Annotated in this window: 17 protein-coding genes and 1 other RNA gene; 15 read left to right on the top strand and 3 right to left on the bottom strand. The window is 31.1% G+C overall.

Annotated elements, in window-relative coordinates; all coding sequences use genetic code 11:
- The first annotated feature begins 146 nt into the window (after window positions 1–146).
- The 10 genes from ppdK (at window position 147) to HYG85_RS00735 (ending at window position 14510) form a co-directional block, all read left to right on the top strand.
- Window positions 147–2768, top strand: coding sequence for a pyruvate, phosphate dikinase (gene ppdK, locus HYG85_RS00780; protein ID WP_212691886.1), 2622 nt, complete (start codon window positions 147–149; stop codon window positions 2766–2768).
- 90 nt (window positions 2769–2858) lie between these two features.
- Window positions 2859–4286, top strand: a complete 1428-nt coding sequence (locus HYG85_RS00775; RefSeq protein ID WP_212691885.1) for a DUF445 family protein — start codon at window positions 2859–2861, stop codon at window positions 4284–4286.
- 102 nt (window positions 4287–4388) lie between these two features.
- Window positions 4389–4652: a FeoA family protein gene (locus HYG85_RS00770; protein WP_113674650.1), complete on the top strand. Its 264-nt coding sequence runs from the start codon at window positions 4389–4391 to the stop codon at window positions 4650–4652.
- 94 nt (window positions 4653–4746) lie between these two features.
- Complete coding sequence (gene feoB, locus HYG85_RS00765; RefSeq protein ID WP_244971260.1) at window positions 4747–6750, top strand: ferrous iron transport protein B; 2004 nt, start codon at window positions 4747–4749, stop codon at window positions 6748–6750.
- 243 nt (window positions 6751–6993) lie between these two features.
- Complete coding sequence (locus HYG85_RS00760) at window positions 6994–8007, top strand: deoxyguanosinetriphosphate triphosphohydrolase (protein WP_212693672.1); 1014 nt, start codon at window positions 6994–6996, stop codon at window positions 8005–8007.
- A gap of 175 nt (window positions 8008–8182) precedes the next feature.
- Window positions 8183–9955: a DNA primase gene (dnaG, locus tag HYG85_RS00755; protein WP_212691884.1), complete on the top strand. Its 1773-nt coding sequence runs from the start codon at window positions 8183–8185 to the stop codon at window positions 9953–9955.
- Window positions 9956–9990: 35 nt separating this feature from the next.
- On the top strand, window positions 9991–11067 hold the full coding sequence (gene rpoD, locus HYG85_RS00750) for an RNA polymerase sigma factor RpoD (RefSeq protein ID WP_212691883.1): 1077 nt from the start codon (window positions 9991–9993) through the stop codon (window positions 11065–11067).
- A 248-nt stretch (window positions 11068–11315) separates the two neighbouring features.
- Complete coding sequence (locus HYG85_RS00745; protein WP_212691882.1) at window positions 11316–12005, top strand: tRNA (adenine(22)-N(1))-methyltransferase; 690 nt, start codon at window positions 11316–11318, stop codon at window positions 12003–12005.
- Window positions 11996–12796, top strand: a complete 801-nt coding sequence (locus HYG85_RS00740) for a Nif3-like dinuclear metal center hexameric protein (RefSeq protein WP_212691881.1) — start codon at window positions 11996–11998, stop codon at window positions 12794–12796. The genes HYG85_RS00745 and HYG85_RS00740 overlap by 10 nt, the downstream gene beginning before the upstream one ends.
- 49 nt (window positions 12797–12845) lie before the next feature.
- Window positions 12846–14510 carry a nucleoside kinase gene (locus HYG85_RS00735; RefSeq protein WP_212691880.1) on the top strand — a complete coding sequence of 555 codons (1665 nt, stop codon included), beginning with the start codon at window positions 12846–12848 and terminating at the stop codon, window positions 14508–14510.
- A 55-nt stretch (window positions 14511–14565) separates the two neighbouring features.
- Here the strand turns inward: HYG85_RS00735 and HYG85_RS00730 are convergent, their stop codons facing one another.
- The 3 genes from HYG85_RS00730 to HYG85_RS00720 form a co-directional block, all read right to left on the bottom strand.
- Window positions 14566–15810 carry a sensor histidine kinase gene (locus HYG85_RS00730; protein ID WP_212691879.1) on the bottom strand — a complete coding sequence of 415 codons (1245 nt, stop codon included), beginning with the start codon at window positions 15808–15810 and terminating at the stop codon, window positions 14566–14568.
- Between the two features lie 202 nt (window positions 15811–16012).
- The gene (locus HYG85_RS00725) at window positions 16013–16699 is read right to left on the bottom strand and encodes a response regulator transcription factor (RefSeq protein WP_113674658.1); all 687 of its coding nucleotides are present in this window, start codon (window positions 16697–16699) and stop codon (window positions 16013–16015) included.
- A 12-nt stretch (window positions 16700–16711) separates the two neighbouring features.
- The gene (locus HYG85_RS00720; RefSeq protein ID WP_212691878.1) at window positions 16712–17203 is read right to left on the bottom strand and encodes a hypothetical protein; all 492 of its coding nucleotides are present in this window, start codon (window positions 17201–17203) and stop codon (window positions 16712–16714) included.
- A 380-nt stretch (window positions 17204–17583) separates the two neighbouring features.
- Between HYG85_RS00720 and rnpB the strand changes: the two genes are divergently transcribed.
- From rnpB to HYG85_RS00695, 5 genes are all read left to right on the top strand, one after another.
- An RNA gene (rnpB, locus tag HYG85_RS00715) (RNase P RNA component class A) lies at window positions 17584–17937 on the top strand.
- 137 nt (window positions 17938–18074) lie between these two features.
- The gene (locus HYG85_RS00710) at window positions 18075–19568 is read left to right on the top strand and encodes a polysaccharide deacetylase family protein (protein ID WP_212691877.1); all 1494 of its coding nucleotides are present in this window, start codon (window positions 18075–18077) and stop codon (window positions 19566–19568) included.
- A gap of 121 nt (window positions 19569–19689) precedes the next feature.
- Entirely contained in the window at window positions 19690–21297 is a 1608-nt protein-coding gene (locus tag HYG85_RS00705) for a spore germination protein (protein WP_212691876.1), read from the top strand.
- Between the two features lie 24 nt (window positions 21298–21321).
- Complete coding sequence (locus HYG85_RS00700) at window positions 21322–22419, top strand: GerAB/ArcD/ProY family transporter (protein ID WP_113674662.1); 1098 nt, start codon at window positions 21322–21324, stop codon at window positions 22417–22419.
- Entirely contained in the window at window positions 22409–23587 is a 1179-nt protein-coding gene (locus HYG85_RS00695) for a Ger(x)C family spore germination protein (protein ID WP_212691875.1), read from the top strand. The genes HYG85_RS00700 and HYG85_RS00695 overlap by 11 nt, the downstream gene beginning before the upstream one ends.
- The last annotated feature ends 2 nt before the right edge of the window (window positions 23588–23589 follow it).

Here is a 23589-nt window from a genome sequence, read left to right as displayed (position 1 = left end):
AATTATACAATTTGGTCATAATTTATTATAAGGTCATTAATAACTATTTGTATTTATCAAGTACTAATGACATAAAAACTAAGAGGTTCAAGCCTTAAGTTTTTAATATAAATAATTAAAGAAAAGATTATCAGGAGGTATATTTAATGAGCAAGAAATATGTTTATATGTTTAGTGAAGCTGATGCATCAATGAAAAACCTTCTTGGTGGAAAAGGAGCTAACTTAGCAGAAATGACTAAGCTTGGTTTACCAATTCCTCAAGGATTTACTGTTTCAACTGAAGCTTGTATTAATTATTATGATAATGGTGAAAGTATTTCTGATGAAATTAAACAACAAATCGAAGAAGCTTTAGTGAAAGTTGAAGAAATTAATGATAAAAAATTTGGTGATAATAGTCAACCATTATTAGTATCTGTTCGTTCAGGTGCTAGAGTATCTATGCCTGGTATGATGGATACAGTTCTTAACTTAGGACTTAATGATGTATCTGTTGAAGGATTCGCAAAAGCTACAGAAAATGCAAGATTCGCATACGATTCTTATAGAAGATTTATTCAAATGTTCTCAGACGTTGTTAAAGGTCTTCCAAAATCAAAATTCGAAAGAGTATTAGACGATATCAAAGAAGCAAAAGGATACGCAAGTGACTTAGATTTAACAGCTGATGACTTAAAAGACGTAATCGCTGCTTTCAAAAATTTATATAAAGAACAATTAGGTGATGATTTCCCACAAAATCCAAAAGAGCAATTAATGGCAGCTGTAGAAGCAGTATTCGGTTCATGGAACAACGAACGTGCTATCATCTACAGAAGAATGAATGATATTCCAGGTAACTGGGGAACAGCTGTTAATGTTCAAACAATGGTATTTGGTAACATGGGTGAAAGTTCAGGAACAGGTGTTGCTTTCACAAGAAACCCTGCAACTGGTGAAAAAGGAATTTATGGAGAATACTTATTAAATGCACAAGGTGAAGACGTTGTTGCTGGTATTAGAACTCCAGAACCTATAACAAGACTTGAAGAGGATATGCCAGAAGTATACAAACAATTCATGGAAATCGCTTCTAACTTAGAGAACCACTACAAAGATATGCAAGATATGGAGTTTACTATTGAAAAAGGTAAATTATATTTCTTACAAACACGTAATGGTAAAAGAACAGCAGCTGCTGCATTAAAAATAGCTGTTGATCTAGTAGAAGAAGGATTATTAACTTCAAAAGAAGCTTTAATGAAAGTTGAGCCAAAACAACTTGATCAATTACTTCACCCTAACTTTGACGTTGCTGCATTAAAAGCTGGAACTGTAGTAGCTAAAGGTTTACCTGCATCTCCAGGAGCTGCTGCTGGTAAGGTATACTTTACTGCAGAAGATGCTGCTGAAGCTGCTAAGAGAAACGAAAGAGTTATATTAGTTAGATTAGAGACTTCACCAGAAGATATCGAAGGTATGTACGCTTCAGAAGGTATCTTAACAGTACGTGGAGGTATGACATCACACGCAGCCGTTGTAGCTCGTGGAATGGGTACTTGTTGTGTATCTGGTTGTGGAGACATTGCTATTGATGAAGAAAACAAAGTATTTACTGTTGCTGGACAAACTGTTAAAGAAGGAGATTATATCTCATTAGACGGTTCAACAGGAAATATTTACATTGCAGATATTAAAACAGTTGATCCTGAAATTTCAGGTGATTTCGAGAAGTTCATGTCTTGGGCTGACGAAATTAGAACATTAAAAGTAAGAACTAATGCTGATACTCCAAGAGATGCTAGGAAAGCTGTTGAGTTTGGTGCTGAAGGTATCGGACTTTGCCGTACAGAGCATATGTTCTTTGAAGAAGATAGAATTGCAAAAATGAGAAAAATGATTGTTGCTAAAGAAGTAGAAGAAAGAAAAGCTGCTCTTAGCGAATTATTACCAATTCAAAAAGGTGACTTCAAAGGTATGTACGAAGCATTAAAAGGAATGCCAATGACTGTACGTCTTCTTGACCCACCACTACATGAGTTCTTACCTCATGATGAAGAAGATATCGTTGCTTTAGCAAAAGATATGGGTATCACTTTTGAAGAATTAAAAGCTACTGTTGATTCATTACATGAATTCAACCCAATGCTTGGTCATAGAGGTTGTCGTTTAGCTGTAACATATCCAGAAATAGCTGAAATGCAAGCAACAGCTATTATTGAAGCAGCAATCGAAGTTAAGAAAGAACAAGGATACGATATCGTTCCTGAAATTATGATTCCATTAGTTGGAGAAATCAAAGAATTAGCATATGTTAAAGATGTAGTAGTTAAAGCTGTTGACGCTGCAATAGCTGAAGCTGGTGTTGAGATGGAATACAAAGTTGGTACTATGATTGAAATTCCACGTGCTGCATTAACTGCTGATGCAATTGCAAAAGAAGCTGAATTCTTCTCATTTGGTACAAATGACTTAACTCAAATGACATTTGGATTCTCTCGTGATGATGCTGGTGCTTTCTTAGAAGATTACTACAATAAGGGAGTATTTGAATCAGATCCATTTGCTAGATTAGATCAAACTGGCGTTGGTCAATTAGTTAAGATGGCAGCTGAAAAAGGTAAAGCTACAAGACCTGATATTAAATTAGGAATCTGTGGAGAACATGGTGGAGACCCTGCTTCAATTGAATTCTGTCATAAAGTAGGATTAAACTATGTATCTTGTTCACCATTTAGAGTACCTATCGCTCGTTTAGCTGCGGCTCAAGCTGCTTTAAATAATTAATAAATAGGAATCTATATTCCGTTAAAAAGCCGTCAGTTTGACTGACGGTTTTTTGTTATATTATAGAATTAAGAATGAAGGTGTGTTTCTATGGATATGAAATTAATAGTTGCCCCTATTATAGGTGCAGGAATAGGGTATTCTACTAATTGGCTTGCAATCAAGATGTTGTTTAGACCTTACACTGAAAAAAGGGTCATGGGTATCAGACTGCCCTTTACACCAGGATTAATACCAAAAGAGAGAGAAAGAGTAGCTAAATCCATTGGTGAGGTTATTCAAGATTATTTATTGACAGATAAAATTATTGTAAACGAACTACTAGAAGATTCAACAAAAAATCATGTGCTTAGTTTAGTAAACCATAACTTATATAATCAAGAAGGAAATATTGATTTAGAACAATTACTATCATCTAATGATAATAAACCAGTAATTGATAAGTTGAAGGATATCTTGGTTAGAAGATTATATGAACTTATACAAGATAAAAGCACCAAAGAACAATTGCAAAAGGCAATAAGTGAAAAAGTAAGTACAAGTCTAAAAAAAGTGAAATTGACAGATATAGTAAGTGAAGAAGAGCTTAATCATAAATATGAAGATTTCTTATACAATCAAAAGACCAGGGTAATGTTAACTGATTTCTTATCTGGCATAATCAAGGAAGAGGCCACTATCAATGAGATAATTGATGAAGAGATGATTAATAATGTAAAAAAATTCTTCATTGATTATATTGATACATTAACAAGTGACTTGAAAATATTTGAAAATGAAAAGTTGAAAGAAAGAGTAGTAGGTCTGATTGATGCAACTATAAAAGAAAAAGTTGGAGCTTTAGGTGCTATGTTTGTTAATGGAGAGAGCATTTATCAAACCATAGCGGAAAAATCAAAAGAAAAACTGCAAGAACAAGAAGTAAAAGATGAAATATATACATTTGTAATAGAAAAAATAGATGAAGTAACTAATAGACCTTTAAAAGAGATTTTATCTAATGATAAAAGAGAGAGTTTGATTGCATGGTTAGCTTATTACATACCAAAAAATCTTTCGAAATTAGATATTACCAGTGCTATTGACTTGAAAGATACTGATCTATACTCATTCATTAATAACTTGGTAAATGATAGTCTAGAAGATAAAATCAACCATATGGTTAATGACAATTATGAAGAAATGCTGAGAGACAAAGACATTATTGAAAGTATTGAAAACATTGTAGATACCATGTTTAATAGAGTTATATTGACTAATATTAAGGTTACAGATGAAGATAAGAAGGCCATAGATACTTTTATTCTTGACAAATATAATTCATTTGTTAATAAGCACATGACTAAACTGATAAAAGATGTAAAATTAAGTTCTATCATAGAAAAGCAGCTTAACATGTTTGATATCAAAATGCTGGAAGATATCATATTATCCATTGCCAGAAAAGAGCTCAATGCCATAACTTTACTAGGAGGATTATTAGGTTTTATTATTTCTTTTCTAGCAGTTTTGTTCTAGATTTTTGGTAGATATCTATTTATTATTTATATTGACTTTTGAGTATATGTAAGATATAATTGATACAAGTGATAATCATTATCACTAGATGGAGTTGATTATATGACATTAGATAAGGCTGAGAATAAACAAATGTTTATTGTAAATGATATTGTGCAAGAACAAAGAATGAAAAAACGTCTACAAGACATGGGATTGACTAAAGGAACTAGAATAAAGGTTCTATCTAATAATACAGGCGGTTCTTTTATTCTTAATATTAGAGGTTCAAGAGTTGTAATTGGTAAAACAGTTGCAGAAAAGATACATGTTCAACCTAGTGAACATGAAGCTTATGATATAAAAGCTGTTGGTAATGCCTGTTAGAATTATTGAATCATAAAGCAAAGCTTACCATAAAATGAGTTAGTGAAAGATAACTTGATAGTCTATAAAGATACTTTTATAAGTGTCTTTTTGTATGTTTACAGAAAGGGATATGACAATGAATGGTAATATAAGAGTTGCTTTTGTAGGAAATCCTAACTGTGGGAAAACTACATTGTTTAACGCATATACAGGGGCTAAGCACAAAGTAGGAAATTGGCCTGGAGTTACTGTAGAAAAAAAAGAAGGAACAATTACATATGATGACAATAAGATAACACTTGTTGATTTACCTGGGATATATAGCATATCTCCTTATACAATGGAAGAAATCCTTACAAGAGAATATATATTGGAAAATGATCCAGATGTAGTTATAAATATTGTTGATGCCTCTAATCTAGAGAGAAATCTATATTTAACTCTTCAATTGATAGAACTTGGTAAGCCAGTTATCATAGCTCTTAATATGATGGATGTTGCTAGAAACAGGGGATTTATAATTGATATCTCCAAATTATCTAAACAGCTGAATGTACCTGTTGTAGAAGTTGTAGCTACTAAAAAGACAGGTCTAGATGATTTATTGAAAATGATTATCCATACAGCTGGTAATAAAAAAGATTATGAACCAATTAAATTAGATTATGGTAATAAGATTGAAGAAGATATAGATAAAGTAGAGAAAAAACTATCAGGACAAGACATTGACCATAATACTGTAAGATGGTATGGATTGAAAGTTGTTGAGGATGACAGGGAAATATGCAATAAGCTAAATATAAAGAATGAATTTAATTATGAAGAAGAGATTGCAAAAAGGAAATATGATTATATTACTGATTTCATTAATAATATTTTGACTAACCCTTATGAAGAAGATGAGACATTTTCTGATAGAGTTGATAAAATTGTTACTAATAAATGGGCGGGACTTCCTATTTTCATTTCTATGATGTTACTTGTGTTCGCTTTCACATTTAAAGTAGGAAACTTTTTAGCTGAATTGCTTAATATAGGATTCCAAGGCTTTAGTAACGTGATTACGAGTTTATTGACATCCATAGATGCAGCAGACTGGTTAATATCACTAATAGTTGATGGTATTATAGGAGGAGTAGGGGGAATACTTATCTTCCTTCCTAACATTGCTTGTCTGTTTTTAGCCATATCCATATTAGAGGATAGTGGATATATGTCAAGAGTTGCCTTAATAATGGATAAATTCATGAGAAAATTAGGACTTAGTGGAAAGGCATTCATACCAATGATTCTTGGTTTTGGATGTTCAGTTCCTGCAATTATGACAGCTAGGACGCTAGAAGATGAAAGAGATAGATTGACAACTATACTGATAACACCTTTTATGTCTTGTAGTGCAAGATTACCCATTTATATATTATTTTCGAATATATTTTTCCCAGGAAATGAAATATTAATTGCATTTTCATTATATTTACTTGGTGTAGTAGTAGCGGTATTGATTGCTTTAATATTCAAGAAAACCCTATCAAAAGGAGAAACTGCTCCATTAATATTAGAACTGCCAGCTTATAAGAAACCTTCGCCAGGTACTATTCTCATATTTGTATGGGAAAAGGTAAAAGGATATATAATTAAGGCTGGAACAATAATATTTGTTGCGTCCATAGTAATATGGTTTTTACTAGAATTCAATTTATCAGGAAAGACGGATATAACAACAAGTATGGGAGCGTCTATTGGACAAGTTATTGCACCAGTGTTCAAACCTTTGGGATTTGGTAATTGGCAAGGGGCTTTATCATTGATTGCAGGAATAATGGGCAAAGAGATTGTTGTGAGTACTATGACGGTTATTTATGGGCTAGGAGATGTAGCCTCTGATGGTAACATGTTGCAGATGTCAACTAAGTTGATAGCAGCTGGTTTTACTAGTCTTAGTGCATATTCATTTATGGTTTTCTCATTGTTGTATACACCATGTGTTGCTACATTAGGTGTAATAAAGAAGGAAACCAATAGCTGGAAATGGACAATATTCTCGTTTGTATATCAATTGGTAGTAGCTTGGATAGTGGCAATGATTGTATATCAAATCGGAAGTATGTTTATATAAAAAGAGAACAATGTTATAAAAATAGGCTGTTTCATAATATGCATTTTATGTTTATCTTTTGGATATTGGCATAAAAGATATTATGAGACAGCCTAATTTGCTGTATGTGCTACAAAATTGTACCAAAAAGAAAAAACACATAAATAAGAGGATTTTAATAAAAAATGCAGTATATAATAATTATAATGATTTTTTAGAGACTTAATTATAATATACGTTATACAAAAGAAGGGGGCGTTTTATATAGATTGTCTAAGAATTGAACAAGAAAAGCGGGAAGACATTATTTTAGATAAATACGCAATGAAGAGTAAAAATACTCGAGGGAGAGAAATAAAAGAAGAACCATGTGATATTAGAACGGAATTTCAAAGAGATAGAGATAGAATAATACATTCAAAAGCATTCAGAAGGTTAAAACATAAAACTCAAGTTTTTATATCCCCAGAGGGAGATCATTATAGAACCAGATTGACCCATACTTTGGAAGTAGCCCAAATCTCAAGGACTATAGCAAGGGCACTTAGACTTAATGAAGATCTCACAGAAGCAATTGCATTGGGACATGATCTTGGTCATACACCTTTTGGACATGCTGGAGAATTTGCCTTGAACAAAGTGTGTATCTATGGGTTTAAACACAATGAACAGAGTATCAGAGTTGTAGAGAAATTAGAACGCAAAGGTAAAGGACTCAATCTAACATGGGAAGTAAGGGATGGAATAATTAATCATCCAACAGTAGGGAAGCCAAGTACTCTAGAAGGCAAGGTAGTAAGGTTGTCAGATAAGATAGCGTATATAAATCATGATATTGATGATGCTATAAGAGCTAGAATTCTATCTGAAAAGGATCTGCCATCAGAATATACTAAGGTTCTAGGAGCAACGTCTAGAGCTAGAATCAATAATATGATACATGATATTGTGAAAAATAGTATGAACAAAAATGATATTATTATGAGTAAAGACATGGAAAAGTCAATGAACAGTCTACGAAAATTTATGTTTGAAAATGTATACGTGGGTTCAAAAGCAAAAGAGCATGAATTGAAAGCCCATAATATGTTAAGACAGTTATATGAATATTTTATAATCAATAAGGAACTGTTACCTATGGAGTATCAAGATATGATTGATATTAATAATGAACCTATTGAAAGAGTTGTATGTGATTATATAGCTGGAATGACGGATAGATATTCTATTAACATCTTCTCAAAGTTATTTATACCTGCTTCTTGGAAAGAAATGTAGCTTTGTGTAGTTTGTCAATGATTCAATAAAAATTTGCAAATAATTAAACATTTTTAACAAAAATAAAATTAATTAAAGGAATCTTAAAAAGTATGTCGAAAAATAATAGGGTGTGCAAAATACAATACAATATTAATAAGATATTACAATTAAGGAAATGGAGTTTTAATTCTATATGTATTATCCAGAAGAATTAATTGAAGAAATAAGAATACAAAATGATATTGTAGATGTCATATCATCGTATGTACAATTAAATAAAAAGGGTAGTACCTTTTTTGGGTTATGTCCGTTTCATAATGAAAAGACTCCATCATTTTCTGTTAGCAGTGATAAACAGATGTATTATTGTTTTGGCTGCGGCGTTGGAGGCAATGTTTATACATTTGTCATGGAATATGAGAATTTTTCATTTGTAGAAGCTGTAAAATTTTTAGCTGATAGAGTTCATATTACTTTACCAACAGTGGAAGTTTCTGATGAAGTTAAGAAACGGATGGATTTTAAACATCAACTAGTAGAGGTTAATAAAACAGCTGCTAGATATTTTTACTATCAATTAAAATCCGAAAAAGGTAAACATGCTTTGGAATACCTGCAAAAAAGAGGAATCAGTGAAGAAACACTTAAAAAATTTGGATTAGGTTATTCTAATATTTATAGAAATGATTTATATAGATATCTTAGTGAAAAATATGATGAAAGAGTGCTTAATGAATCAGGTTTGGTTATTCCAGAGAAAAAATCTCCAGGAGAATATTTTGATCGTTTTTGGAATCGTGTTATGTTTCCTATATTTGATGTACATAATAGAATTATAGGGTTCGGAGGTCGTGTATTAGGTGACTTCAATCCAAAATATCTTAATTCTCCCGAAACAAAGTTGTTTGATAAAAGACGTAATCTATATGGTCTTAATTTAGCTCGTTCTTCCAGGAAAGAAAATATCATTATTGTTGAAGGATATATGGATGTTATTTCATTATATCAAGCTGGTATCACTAATGTAGTAGCTTCCTTGGGAACGGCGTTTACTATTGAACAAGCTGCATTGATTAAGAGGTATACAGATAATGTTGTAATATCCTATGATAGTGATACTGCTGGAATAAAAGCTGCACTTCGAGCTATTCCAATACTAAAATCAAAAGGGTTATCAGTAAGGGTACTGAGAATAAAAGATTATAAAGATCCTGATGAATTCATAAAAAATAAGGGAAGTGAAGCATTTATAGATTTAATTAATAATGCTACATCAGGCTTTATGTTTGAAATTGAAGAATTAGGGAATAAATTCAATTTAGAAGACCCGGATAACAGAACAAAGTTTCATAAACAAGTTGCTACAAAACTTTTAGAATTAGATAGTGAAATAGAAAGAGATAATTATCTAGAAGCAATAGCCAAAAAATATAATACCAAAAAACAACTATTAGAAAAATTAGTTGTAGAGACTGGTAAAAATACGGGGATTGTATCTTCTAGGCAAGAAATTAAAAAAATAAATAGCCAAAAAAACAAGAATTCAGAAGATGGTATAATATTGGCACAAAAGAGTATATTAACATTAGTTGCTAATAATTATGATATCTATAAAATAGTAAAAAAATATTTAAAGGTGACAGAGTTTCTTGATGAGTTTTATAGAAAGGTTGCCAAGGAAGTTTACGAAGCCTATGAAAATAGCAAAAAAGTAGAATATGCAGTTATTATTAATAAGTTTATGGAATTAGAAGAACAAAAAAAAGTGGCTGGAATCTTCAATAAGAAGATATTGTTTGAGAATAAGTTGCAATTAGAAAAAATAGTAAATGAAAATGTCAAACTAATAAAAGCTGCTAATATTGATGCTAATTCCCGTATTATCAATAACACAAGTGAATTACAAAAACTTATTTTAGCAAAAAGAGAATTACAAGGATTGCATATTTCTCTTAAGGATGGTTAGACTAGTAAACACAAGGAAAGGATGGATCCTGCGTTATGGCGAATGAAGGAAATTTAAGTAAGTTTGAGGAAAAAATGAAAGCCTTAATTGATTTGGCCAAAAAAAAGAAGAATGTTCTTGAATATAAAGAGATAGAAGCCCATTTTGGAGAATTAGTGAATGATGCTGATAAAATTGAAATAGTATATGATATCTTAGAAAAAGCAGGTATTGATGTATTAGGATTAATCGAAGAGGATGATGAACCAGTCAAAGAATTGGATTTATCTTTACCTGAGGGACTTAATATTGATGACCCTGTAAGAATGTATCTAAAAGAAATCGGTAAGGTACCATTATTATCAGCAGAAGAAGAAGTAGACTTGGCCATGAGAATGGAAAATGGAGACCAAGAAGCTAAGAAAAAATTAGCTGAAGCTAACTTAAGGCTGGTTGTAAGTATTGCTAAACGTTATGTTGGACGTGGTATGTTATTCCTTGATCTTATTCAAGAAGGTAATCTTGGACTTATAAAAGCTGTTGAGAAATTTGATTATAGAAAAGGTTATAAATTTAGTACTTATGCGACATGGTGGATCAGACAAGCTATAACAAGAGCTATAGCTGACCAGGCAAGAACAATAAGAATTCCTGTGCATATGGTAGAAACCATTAATAAGTTAATAAGAGTATCAAGACAATTATTGCAAGAATTAGGAAGAGAACCTGCTCCAGAGGAAATTGCTGAAGAATTAGATATGCCTGTAGATAAGGTAAGAGAAATACTAAAAATATCTCAAGAGCCAGTTTCCTTGGAAACACCTATCGGTGAAGAAGAAGATAGTCATCTTGGTGACTTCATTCAAGATGAAAATGTTCCAATACCAGCAGATGCAGCTGCATTTACTCTTTTAAAAGAGCAGTTAGTAGATGTACTTGATACACTAACGGATAGAGAACAAAGAGTTCTAAGACTAAGATTCGGTCTTGATGATGGAAGAGCAAGAACTCTTGAAGAAGTAGGAAAAGTATTCAACGTTACAAGAGAGAGAATAAGACAGATAGAAGCAAAAGCACTAAGAAAACTAAGACATCCAAGCAGAAGCCGAAAATTAAAAGATTATCTAGAGTAATTCCATTCACCACATAAAGTACAATATATTTGTACTCTAAGTGGTGATTTTTAGTACTAAAGGAAAAACTAGATTATTAAATTTAAAAGGTAGATGATATTAACGAGTGTAGATAGTATAGGGGGAATATGGAGTAGTGAGCCATGGACGGCGAACTCAGCCTTTTAAACAGGACGTTTAATTGGCTGACGGAATATTCCTCCTATACTATCGGAACGACCGTTAAGTACTATTATTTAGGAGGCACTATGGAAATATCAAATAGACTAAAAGCTATTAGTGATATGGTAGATAATAATTCAGTCATTGGAGATGTAGGCACAGACCATGGATACATACCAATTTATTTGGCAAAACAACACAGAATAAAGCATGCCATAGCACTAGATATCAATAAAGGACCCTTAGAAAAGGCTAAAAAGAATATTAAAGAATATAATGTAGAAAACTATGTTGAGACTAGATTATCTGATGGATTAAAAGAAATGAAAGAAAATGAAGTGGATACTATCATAATTGCAGGTATGGGTGGAACACTTATAGAAAGAATTCTAGATGATGGTTCTAATATAGTATGTAGTGTTCATAAATTAATATTGTCACCACATTCCGATACCCAGTGTATCAGAAAAAAAATACATGAACTCTGTTTCACAATAACTAAAGAAAAATTAATCAAAGATGAAGGAAAATATTATAACATAATATGCGCTGAAAGAGGAAAAGAAAAAAAATATGATACTATAGGCTATAAATATGGTAAAATATTAATAGAAGAAAAAGAACCTTTACTTAAGGAAAAGCTACAAGTAGAGAAAAATAAGTATACACAAGTGTTAGAAATTCTTGATAGACAAAATACAGAGAATGCAATAGCAAGAAAAAAAGAGATACTATCAGAATTGAACATTTTAGAAGAGGTGTTAGGATGTCTGTAAAATGTATAGAAATAATTAATAAAATGAAAGAATTAGCACCACCCAAATTAGCTGAAAGCTGGGATAATGTTGGCTTGTTAGTTGGTGACAGTAATATGAGGGTTGAAAAAATATTGATATCTCTTGATGCAACGAAAGATGTTGTCGATGAAGCAATTTCAAATGAAGTAGATATGATATTAACCCATCATCCAATTATTTTTAAAGGTGTTAAACATATAAACACTTCAACTGTCATTGGTAGAAAGCTTATCAAATTGATTAAGAATGACATCTGTGTATATTCAGCTCACACTAATCTTGATTCAGCTAGTGAGGGACTATCAGTTTTATTAGCTGACAAATTAAAATTGAATGATAGTGATATTCTAGAACCTAACAATAACTTTGATGTCCTAGATTTATGTGGTACTGGTAGAATTGGTTACCTGGAGGAAATGACTTTAGAAGAATTGAGTCATTATGTAAAAGACAAACTTAATCTGGAGAGGGTTAGAGTAATAGGCGATTTGGATAAGAGAATCAGGAAAGTGGCTGTGAGTCCTGGCAGTTCTATGGAATTTGCAGAGACTGCATATAGAAACGGTGCAGATGTTTATATAACAGGAGATATCAAGTATCATGATGCAATGGATTATCAAGAAAAAGGAATGGCTCTAATAGATGCTGGACACTTTGGTACTGAAAACATTGTGCTGCCTATGTTTGAGGAGTACATTAAGAAATGTTTTGGTGAACAACTGCAAATCATTACCAGCAAGGTTAATAAAGATCCTTTTATCATTAGATAGTAATAACTAAAATGAGGCAAATAATTAAAATTACGAAGGGGGTACTAACATGAGAAACTTAGTGGAAATCATATTACCAGACGGCAGAAAAAGACATGTAGAAAAAGGTATTTCATTACTAGAGCTCAGTAAAAAGTATCAAAAAGATTTTAAGGCACCTATTGTATTAGCATTGACAAATAACAAATTAAAAGAATTGCGTAGTCATGTAAATGAAGATTGCAAATTGGAATTCTTGGATTTAACAAGTAGAGATGGTTACAGGACATATCTTAGAAGCGTATCATTTTTGATGATAAAATCAATTTATGACATCTTAGGAAGAGGTCCATCTACAAAAGTAATAATACATCATTCCTTAAGTCGAGGATTCTATTGTGAATTAAAAGGTCATGAAGTGACAGAAGAATTTTTGAATGAAGTTAAGAATAGAATGGATGAATTGGTTAAAAAAGATGTTCCTTTCTTAAAGAGGACGGTCAGCCTTAATAAGGCAATAAAAACATTTGATGAAAATTTTATGGAGGATAAAGTAAGATTATTCAACTATAGACGAGTATCAAATGTTAATTTATATAAAATAGAAGATTTTGAAGATTATTTTTATGGATATATGGTTCCAAGTACTGGATATCTTAATAATTATGATTTATTAAAATATGAAGATGGTTTTATCCTACAATTCCAAAGTAGAAATAAGCCTACGGATATTGCACCATTCCATAATCAGCAAAAATTATTCAAAACCTTGAAAGAATCCTCTGACTGGGGAGAAATAATGGATGTAGAAACAGTTGGAGCACTCAATAATAAGATATCAGAAGGCAAGATTAATGAACTTATTCTAATAGCAGAAGCATTACAAGAGAAGAAGATAGCAGCTATTGCTGATACGATTATGAAAGATATAGACAACAAGAAAATAATATTCATAGCTGGACCATCATCATCTGGTAAAACAACATTCGCTCATAGATTATCAATTCAATTGAGAGCTAATGGATTAAAACCTCATCCAATATCAGTAGATAATTATTTTGTTAATAGAGAAGATACTCCTAGAGACAAAAATGGTAATTATGATTTTGAGTGTTTGGAAGCCTTAGACATAAAACAGTTCAATACAGATATGATGAACCTGCTTAATGGTCAACCAGTTGAAATGCCAGAATTTAATTTTAAAGTTGGTAAAAGAGAGTATAATGGGAGAGTTCTTCAATTGGAGAAGAATGATTTGCTAGTAGTTGAAGGTATTCACTGTCTTAATGATAAATTATCAGTAGGGATTCCAAGAGATAATATGTTCAAAATATATATTAGTGCTCTTACTCAACTGAATATTGATAATCATAATAGGATACCTACTACAGATGCAAGATTGTTAAGAAGGATTATTAGAGATAATACTTATAGAGGTACCAACGCAGAAAAAACCATTGCTATGTGGCCATCAGTTAGAAAAGGTGAGGAGTTATATATCTTCCCATATCAAGAAAAAGCTGATGTGATGTTTAACTCTGCTTTAGTTTATGAGCTGGCAGTATTAAAACAGTATGCGGAGCCATTGCTGTTCAGTATATCAAAAGATAAACCAGAATATATTGAAGCAAAAAGGCTAATCAAGTTCTTGGATTATTTCTTAGGTGTTAGTAGTGAAAAAATCCCTAGAAATTCTTTGATCAGGGAATTTGTTGGTGGAAGTTGTTTTAGATAGAAATCAGGGGTTGTCGAATATCTTATCCGACAACCCCTTAAATTTATTGGTTAATCTAATTTGGAATGGATGTTGGTATTGTAATAATTATTTCAGTTCCGATTCCAAGCTTGCTTCGTACTTTTATCTTACCTTTGTGTCCTAAAACAATGATTTTAGCAATGGACAATCCTAGACCATGACCACCTGTCTGTCTGGTCCTTGATTTATCTGAACGATAAAAACGGTTAAAAATATTACCTAAATCTTCACGGCTGATTCCTATACCTGTGTCTTTAATACTAACACTTATACCTGTATCTGTTTTATATGATTTTATAATGATTTTTCCGGATGGTGGAGTATATTTGATTGCATTATCCACAAAAATCCTAATAGCTTGTTTTAATCTGTTTTTATCACCGCTAATTAATACATTTGGAGTTATTGTATGTTCAATTATGTGTTTTTTGTCAATAATTCCAGTTTCTTTTATGACTTCATTCAATAACTCATCTATATAGAAATTTTCCATATTGTATTCTAGAGTCTGATTATCATGTCTTGCTAGAAACAGTAAATTTTCAACTAGGTCTTTCATGTTTTCTGCTTCGTTCTTAATAGCTTCAATTGATTCATTAAGAACTTCTTCATCTTTTTTACCCCATCTTTGCAACATGCTGGCATAACCATCAATTATTGAAATGGGAGTTCTTAATTCATGGGATACATCAGAAACGAATCTTTTTTGCTTAGTATAATCTGTTTTGAGGCTATCAAGCATCTTGTTCAACGTATAAGCCAAATCTTTTAGTTCATATTTGGCTTCGCTGATATTTAATCTGGCATCCATATTATATATAGTTATATCCTTAGCCATTGTTGTCATGGTATATATGGGTTTTAAGACTTTTTTGCTTTTATGAGAACCAAATAACCAAATGATGAATAGACCGAACAGTTCACCTGCACCTACTAGAAGGGCTAGTATTTTTGCTCTATTAGTAAATGAGCTGACATTGAAATAATAAAATATCTTATGGAACTTATTATTCAAGGAAATAATTTCTTTGTATGGTAACTTCTTATTTTCTTTTATGAATTCAAAAAACTGGATTTTTGTCTCAGGATAAGGTATACCAAATAAGTTATCATCACTTGCATAGACTATACTATCATCAAGTTCTGCAATAATAATATCTGAATCTCTATAAACAGCTATTTTCCTGATTGTATCTTTTATTTCCAGGTCAGTAGTACATTCTTTTAATAAGCTTTCGTCAACATTTATTTTCTTAGGTATAAAAAGCTCATGTTCCAAATAAAAATATCCACTAATCACAATTATTAAGGTGAAAATACAACTAATGAAATACAACATAGTATAATTGAAAGTTATTTTCCTTTTTATGGAGAACTTAACTTTTCTAATATTATTATTAAATATATTATTTATAAATTTCAATATGGTATAAGGTAGAATCAATATATTAATCAGTAGCTTTTTTAAGAAAACTAGAAATTTATTCATCATCTTTTATCAAATATCCTACCCCTCTTACCGTATGAATCATGTCCATACTATATTTTTGGTCAATCTTACCCCTAAGATATCGTATATATACGTCAATGATATTTGTATCGCCATAGTATTCAAAACCCCAAACTTTCTCTAGAATATTTTCTCGACTAAGAACTATATTACGGTTTTCTAATAGATAAACAAGTAGTTCAAATTCTTTTTTAGTGAGAATGACTTCATCATCATTTACTTTCACTTGACGTTGTCTTTTATTAAGAGTGAGATTCTTGAATATGAGAACAGAATCATCTGTCATTTTATTTATTACTTTTCTTTTAAGTGCCACACGCATTCGTGCCAAAAGTTCTTCAATAGCGAATGGTTTTGTTATATAATCATCAGCACCCATATCAAGTCCCATTACTTTATCAGAAACATCATCTTTTGCTGTAAGCATGATGATAGGGACATTAGAGGTTTGTCTTATTCTTCTGCAAACTTCTATTCCGCTTAATACTGGTAACATCAAATCTAGTATAATAAGGTCTACGTCAGATTTTAAACCTTTTTCAAGACCTTCTCTTCCGTTACATGCTATATCTACTTCATAACCTTCATATTTTAATTCAAGTTCTAGGAATCTAGCTATCTTAGCTTCATCTTCAACTATTAAGATCTTATTAGCCATTTATACCACCTCTTAATTTTCTATATTTACTTCGTTATAATCATCATCTTCAGTTACTTCCAATGTAGAAATTATATCATCTGTTTCTTTTGGAGTATTAGTTGGTTTTATTAAATTATCAGCTTGGGAGTATTCATTTTTCTTTTGAATGACAACTTTACAATCAGTTAAAATAATAATTAATAATACAAATAAAAAGTCAACTAAAGTTAGATAAATATATCTCATGCGTAAAAAGAATAAAACAAATAATACCAATGCAACAGGCAAATTAATTAAAGTTTCATTTTTTCTAGTGATAATTAATTTATATTTGAAGATATCTAGAATAATATCTTTTATCTTACTGGATGTTCTTCGGCAAAATGAGTTTTTCTTCTTATTCAAATATTTCAAAGCCTTGTTCAAATCACCCTTAGATTTTATAAGAGCTTTTTCTGCGTCAGCATAACTTATATTCATCTTTTTCAGAATATATTCAATATCATTATCTCTAATAACCATGCTATACCTCCTTTTTTATACTATAGGAAAGTTCTATTTTCAGCACAGGAATATCTTCGCTTTTCCTTGTTTCAGGAAAAATAGATTTCCTTAAAATGACATGATATTTGATTTTAATAATATTATAAAAAAACATTATTATTATTAGTTTAATATGTAATTAAAATTTAATTAATTTTAATTGGTATTAAATACTATTCATATTATAAATCAATCAAAGAGAAAATGAAACCTGTTTAACGTTTATTTTTTCGATAAAACGCTGATAATTAGTTATTAACAACATATTACGAAAAAATTAAGCAATTATGGAATATAATACATTTATAAAAAATGCCATTTGACAAACAAAATAGATAAGGATATAATAATTTACTGAGTGAGTAAGCCAAATGGTCGCGCATACTAATGCCGAAAGGCTGTATGTGAGGAAAGTCCGAGCTCCATAGGGTAGGATGCCAGATAACGTCTGGTGGAGGCGACTCCAAGGATAGTGCAACAGAAATAAACCGCCAAGTTTTACTTGGTAAGGATGGAAAGGTAAGGTAAGAGCTTACCGCCCTTTTGGCGACAAAAGGGGCATATGTAAACCCCATCTGGAGCAAAACCGCATAGAAGAGCATATAGTGGTGACCCGTCACGCTCTTGGGTAGGTTGCTAGAGCTTACTGGTGACAGTAAGTCGAGATAGATGACCATTCATGACAGAACTCGGCTCATCGGCTTGCTCATACAATTATTAAGGCTTATTGATCTAATCAAGTAAGTCTTTTATAATGAGCTTTAATAAGAAAAATGAATTAATCGGGAGTATTTAGTGTCATCAAGTAATATTTTATAAGGACTTTGATCCTTATTCTGGAGGGAAGTATATGAAGAAACAGTTTTTTTTAGTTAGTTTAGTTATTCTAATTGTGGGTATTAGTGTGTCCTGTAAGAATAATAAAGTAGAAGCAATAAACTATGATGTAGAGTACAAGTCGTTAGTTGAAGCATTCAGCAAGGGTGAATCATCCTACAAAGATTGTAATGATTTCTACCAAAATATTAAAGAAGATAAAATAACCGAAGCTATAAGTGAATTATCAGGTAGGATGAACAGTATTAATGATTCCAAGAATAATTTTGCTTTAGGTAAAGAAAAGTATCTACAAGAACAGTGGGTGGAAAGTTACAAATTCTTAAGTAATGTAATTGCAGAAGATGAGGAAAATTATAACGAAGCAGTAGAGAAGAAAAATGAGATTATGAGTACATATATTAATGAAGCCGAAGTATTAGCACTAGGGTATTATTATGATGAAGCTATTGCTAAACTAGAAGAGATTGCACCTTATTCAAAAGATGATTCATCAGTGAATGAAAAATTAAATGAATACAATACAAAAAAAGGTGAACTTGTTCTGTATGAAGGTGAAGTAAGGAATATATTCTTTCACTCACTCATAGTATTTCCTGAATTAGCATTTGATGGAGATTTTATGCAGAGAGGTTATAACTATTGGATGACTACAGTTTCTGAGTACAAGAAAATGTTAGAACAGATGTATGAAAGAGACTATATATTAATAGATATAAATATGGTATATGAAACAGAATATGTTGATGATAAACCAGTTATCAAGAAAAAAGATTTATATTTGCCAAAAGGGAAAAAACCAATTATTTTGTCATTGGATGATTTGAATTATTATAAATACATGGAAAAGGATGGGTTTGCAGATAGACTAGTATTAGATGAAGATGGTAATGTTGCAACTTTCACTAAGTTACCAGATGGTGGAGAGCTTGTAGCTAGGGATAATGACTGTGTTCCAATAACAGATGTCTTTGTTGAAGAACATCCTGATTTTTCTTTTAGAGGAGCAAAGGGTGTTATAGGATTTACTGGATATGAAGGAATCATGGGTTACAGGACAGATTTGTTTGATTCACCAACTTTTGAAGAGGATTTCAAAACTACTAAGGCTATCGCAGATAAATTGAAAGAAACAGGATGGAGATTAGGTTCCCACAGTTATGGACATATTGATTTTCAGAAAAAAGGTATTACCAGAGTCAAAAAGGATACGAAACAATGGAATGATGAAGTCATACCAATTATAGGAAAGACTAATCTGTTTATTTATCCATATGGATCATCTGTTAAAAAAGACGATGAACGTTTTAAAGAACTACAGAAATATGGATTTGAGGTATTTTGGTGTGTAGGGGGAAGAGGTGCTACTCTAAGATACTATGATGATTTTATTTTTATGGATAGATGTAATTTGGATGGTTTTAAGATGAATCGTGGACCTAAACAGTTAGAAGACCTATTTGATATAGATTATGTGTATGATAAAAGCAGACCAAAATTTGAATAATTGATATATAGGGAACCTTGGGTTTTAATTAACTCAAGGTTTTTTTAGTGCTTTGATATTTAAAGAATATTTATCATGGTTTTCCAAATAATAGATATATAAAATGATAAGGATGAAAGTCATGAATAAGTATATAAAAAAACTAATTGATAAAAGTGTAGATAAAAGTAAGAATAATAGCAATAATAATAAAAACAATGACAATAATGATAATAACAACAATAATAATAGTAATAATAGCAGTAATACTGATAAAAAGATTTCGACAGATTTGAAAATTAATCTTAACTATATCAAAAAACAGTTTGGTAATAGCCATGATATTATATTTCGTGAGATAAATGTAGGCAGCAAAATATGTATTCCAGCTGTAGTTATATCAATAAATGGTTTGGTGAATCAAAATCTGATAGACTATGACTTGCTAAAAAGGGTAATGCATATAGATATCAAATTAAAAGATGATTTTATGGAATATATAAAGAAAAGCATAATAACTATGGTGGATATCAATGATATCAATAATATGGATGAGGTTTTTGATGGAATTCTATCTGGTGAGTCAGTCATGTTAATTGATGGATATAGTAGTGGATTCAGATTAGATACCAGAGAATGGAAAGACAGAGGTGTCAGCCAACCTATAATTGGCTCTGTTGTAAGAGGTCCAAGGGAAGGTTTTTCAGAAACTCTATTAACAAATACTGCACTTCTAAGAAGGCGGATTAAAACACCACAACTTATTTTCGATAAAGTAAATTGTGGGCAGTATACAAAAACAGATATAGTTATTGCTTATATTAAGGGAATCGCTAATGACAAAATAGTTAAAGAAGTCAAGAAAAGAATCAGCAAGATAGATATAGATGGTATATTGGATTCAGGTTATATAGAGCAATTGATTGAAGATGAACCTTTTAGTTTATTTCCTACCATAGGCAATACAGAAAAACCAGATCAAGCAGCAGGTAAATTATTAGAAGGGCGTATAGCCATATTAGTAGATGGTTCTCCTATTGCGTTAACGATACCATTCTTATTCATTGAGAATATACAGACAAGTGAAGATTATTATACGAGACCTTGGTATGCAACCTTTACAAGAATCATAAGAGTTCTTTCACTTATTATTGTAATATTTCTGCCTGGTTTTTATATATCTGCTCAGACATACAATCAGGAGATGCTTCCTACCCATCTTTTTATAACGATGGCAGCATCCAAGGAAGGAGTTCCTTTTCCAGCTTTTATAGAAATATTAATTATGTCAATATTGTTTGAAGTATTAAAAGAAGCTGGAGTCAGGATGCCTAAGCATATAGGAGAAGCGTTAAGTATAGTAGGCGCTCTTGTTTTAGGAGAAGCAGCTGTTGGAGCAGGGTTTGTAAGTAATCCAGCAGTTATGATTACAGCCTTAACAGGTATTGCTACTTTTGTTATATATTCTCTTAATGATTCTATCACCATATTGAGATTTGCTTTTATGATTTTGGGTGCAGCAGGAGGATTATTTGGAATGTTGATAGGTACTATTTTCTTGTTGCTTCATCTGGTTAGTATAAGATCGTTTGGTGCTCCTTATATGTCACCTATGGGACCTAGAAACAACAAAGATATGAAAGATACTTTGATACGTGTACCATTATGGATGATGAGTTCAAGGTCAGAAGTTATTAGCAAGAATACAAAAAAATCTTCAACTAATAGATTTGTTAATAAAAGTAAGTAAAAATATTTTTGTTAGGAGTATAAAATGATTGAGCAAGGAAAGATTTCATATAAGCAACTGATTAGTATGATTGTTATGACTATATCACCTACAGCTATTTTATATCTTCCTACAATAACATACAAAGAAGCTAAACAAGATGGATGGATTAGTATTTTAATAGTAACCATATATGCTTTTTTGGTAGCTTATATTATTATTAATCTTAATAAAATGTTTGAAGGAAAAACAATTATTCAATACAGTGGAAAAATAGTTGGTAAATATTTTGGTAAGGTGATTGGCTTTTTATATTGTGTTTTATATATTCATCTTAATGCAACAGTTATTAGAGAATTTTCTGAAGTGCTTGCTGGTCCATTCATGCCAGAAACCCCGTTATTATTTTTTACAATAGGTATAATGTTGCCATCAATGTATGGAGTCTATAAAGGTATAGAAGTAATAGCTAGAACGGCTCAAATTATTTTTCCAATATTTTTAGGGGCAGTTATAATAATTATTTTATTGGGTATAAGCGACATGGATTTTAGTAGATTACAACCGATTTTAGCAGAAGGGTATGAGCCTGTTTTAAAAGGTGCTTCTAGACAAATAAGCTGGTTTAGTCAGACAATCATATTGACAATTATTACTCCCTTCACTAACCTTCCAAAGAAAATTGGTAAGATGACATATATAGCAGTAATACTTGTAAGCATAATGATTATATTAGTTAATATTAGTATTGTAGCTACTTTTGGTGGTGAAGTGGAGTTAATGAATTATCCATTTCTATCTTTTGCAAGATATATAAGTGCTATAGGGTCCTTAGAGAGATTAGATTCGATAATCATGTTTTTGTGGATAGGTGGAGTATTTATAAAGATAGTTATATTACATTATTGTGGAGTTATTGCCATAAGTCAATTATTCAGTGTCAAAGACTATCGTATTTTTTCTATTCCTGTAGGGATAATATTAATTATACTATCTAATATTTTATGGGGAAGTTTAACTGAATTAAAAGAAAGTATTAAAATGATAAATGTTCCTTATAATACTATGGTTCAAGCCGGTATTCCTACTGTTTTGATTATTATAGAAAAGATTAAGAGGAGATTCGTTCATAATGAGAAATAAAGTTATTTTGAGCTTATGTATAATATTGCAAATATCGTTATTATGTGGTTGTTGGAGTAAAAAAGAATTAGATGAAATATCTATTTTATCAGGCATTGGTATTGATAATACTGATGATGATAAATTATTGTTGACAATGCAGGTTATACTTCACAGAGAAATGAAAATTGAATCTCAATCTGGAAAAAGAGGAGAAGAAAGACCTACCCAAAATGTAGAGGTCATAGGTGATTCTCTTATTGATGCTAATAGAAATTTTATCCTTCAGACAGGCAGAAGAGGGTATTGGTCACATGTAAGTGTTATTGTAATTGGAGAAGAATTAGCAAAGAAAGGGATATCACCTATTTTAGATGTATTAGAAAGAGATAATGAGATTAGACAAAGAACTCTTGTGCTTGTTGCAAAAGGTGAGGCAAAAGAGATCCTGATGGGTGAAACAATTGATTTAGAAGTTATACAGGCATATAACATTAAAGATATGATTAAAATTGCTCATAATGACGGGAAAAGTGTAAAAGTGGATTTGCGTAATTATTATTTAATGAGCTCAAAGAAGAGTCACAGTTCTTTTATTCCAGGTATCAATATTATTCAGACAAATGGAAGTAGGAATGGCAATATAGAATTAAAGGATACAGGTATATTCAAAGAAAACAAACTTGTAGGATGGTTTAATGAGACTGAAACCAGAGGATTGCTTTGGATATTAGATGATATTCAAAGCTGTATAACTGAGGTTAATTATCCAAAAGAGAAATGTAATTCTGTTTTTATAGAAGTTTTGCGTTCTAGAACAAAAGTAGAGCCAGTTATTAAAAATAATACTTTGGAAAAAATAGTTTTGAATGTATCTGCTTCGGGTAAAATAGCACAGTCAAACGAGTACGTAGATATAACTAAAACTAAAGTAATAAGTGAAATAGGGAAAGCTACTGAAGAAGTCATTACAAAAAAAATGATAGGTACCATTAAAAAAGGTAAAAGCCTTAATGTTGATATTTTTGGATTTGGAGAGGCTATTTATAAAAAGAATCCTAAGTTATGGAAAGAGATGGAAGGATATTGGGAAGATATATTTTTATCCATACCTGTTGAAGTAAATGTAAATATGGAAATAAAAAGAACGGGACTTATATCAAAAAGTAAAAAAGATAAAGGAATGTAATC

The sequence above is a fragment of the Vallitalea guaymasensis genome, assembly GCF_018141425.1.
Taxonomy (GTDB): domain Bacteria; phylum Bacillota; class Clostridia; order Lachnospirales; family Vallitaleaceae; genus Vallitalea; species Vallitalea guaymasensis.
Note: the sequence above shows the minus strand (reverse complement) of the source record. Positions and strands in the feature narration are given on the sequence as shown.

Bases quoted from the DNA above. Each gene is read 5' to 3' on its own strand.
- ppdK (WP_212691886.1), top strand. From the start codon at position 147: ATGAGCAAGAAATATGTTTATATGTTTAGTGAAGCTGATGCATCAATG.
- HYG85_RS00775 (WP_212691885.1), top strand. From the start codon at position 2,859: ATGGATATGAAATTAATAGTTGCCCCTATTATAGGTGCAGGAATAGGG.
- HYG85_RS00770 (WP_113674650.1), top strand. From the start codon at position 4,389: ATGACATTAGATAAGGCTGAGAATAAACAAATGTTTATTGTAAATGAT.
- feoB (WP_244971260.1), top strand. From the start codon at position 4,747: ATGTTTACAGAAAGGGATATGACAATGAATGGTAATATAAGAGTTGCT.
- dnaG (WP_212691884.1), top strand. From the start codon at position 8,183: ATGTATTATCCAGAAGAATTAATTGAAGAAATAAGAATACAAAATGAT.
- rpoD (WP_212691883.1), top strand. From the start codon at position 9,991: ATGGCGAATGAAGGAAATTTAAGTAAGTTTGAGGAAAAAATGAAAGCC.
- HYG85_RS00745 (WP_212691882.1), top strand. From the start codon at position 11,316: ATGGAAATATCAAATAGACTAAAAGCTATTAGTGATATGGTAGATAAT.
- HYG85_RS00740 (WP_212691881.1), top strand. From the start codon at position 11,996: ATGTCTGTAAAATGTATAGAAATAATTAATAAAATGAAAGAATTAGCA.
- HYG85_RS00735 (WP_212691880.1), top strand. From the start codon at position 12,846: ATGAGAAACTTAGTGGAAATCATATTACCAGACGGCAGAAAAAGACAT.
- HYG85_RS00725 (WP_113674658.1), bottom strand. From the start codon at position 16,699: ATGGCTAATAAGATCTTAATAGTTGAAGATGAAGCTAAGATAGCTAGA.
- HYG85_RS00720 (WP_212691878.1), bottom strand. From the start codon at position 17,203: ATGGTTATTAGAGATAATGATATTGAATATATTCTGAAAAAGATGAAT.
- HYG85_RS00710 (WP_212691877.1), top strand. From the start codon at position 18,075: ATGAAGAAACAGTTTTTTTTAGTTAGTTTAGTTATTCTAATTGTGGGT.
- HYG85_RS00705 (WP_212691876.1), top strand. From the start codon at position 19,690: ATGAATAAGTATATAAAAAAACTAATTGATAAAAGTGTAGATAAAAGT.
- HYG85_RS00700 (WP_113674662.1), top strand. From the start codon at position 21,322: ATGATTGAGCAAGGAAAGATTTCATATAAGCAACTGATTAGTATGATT.
- HYG85_RS00695 (WP_212691875.1), top strand. From the start codon at position 22,409: ATGAGAAATAAAGTTATTTTGAGCTTATGTATAATATTGCAAATATCG.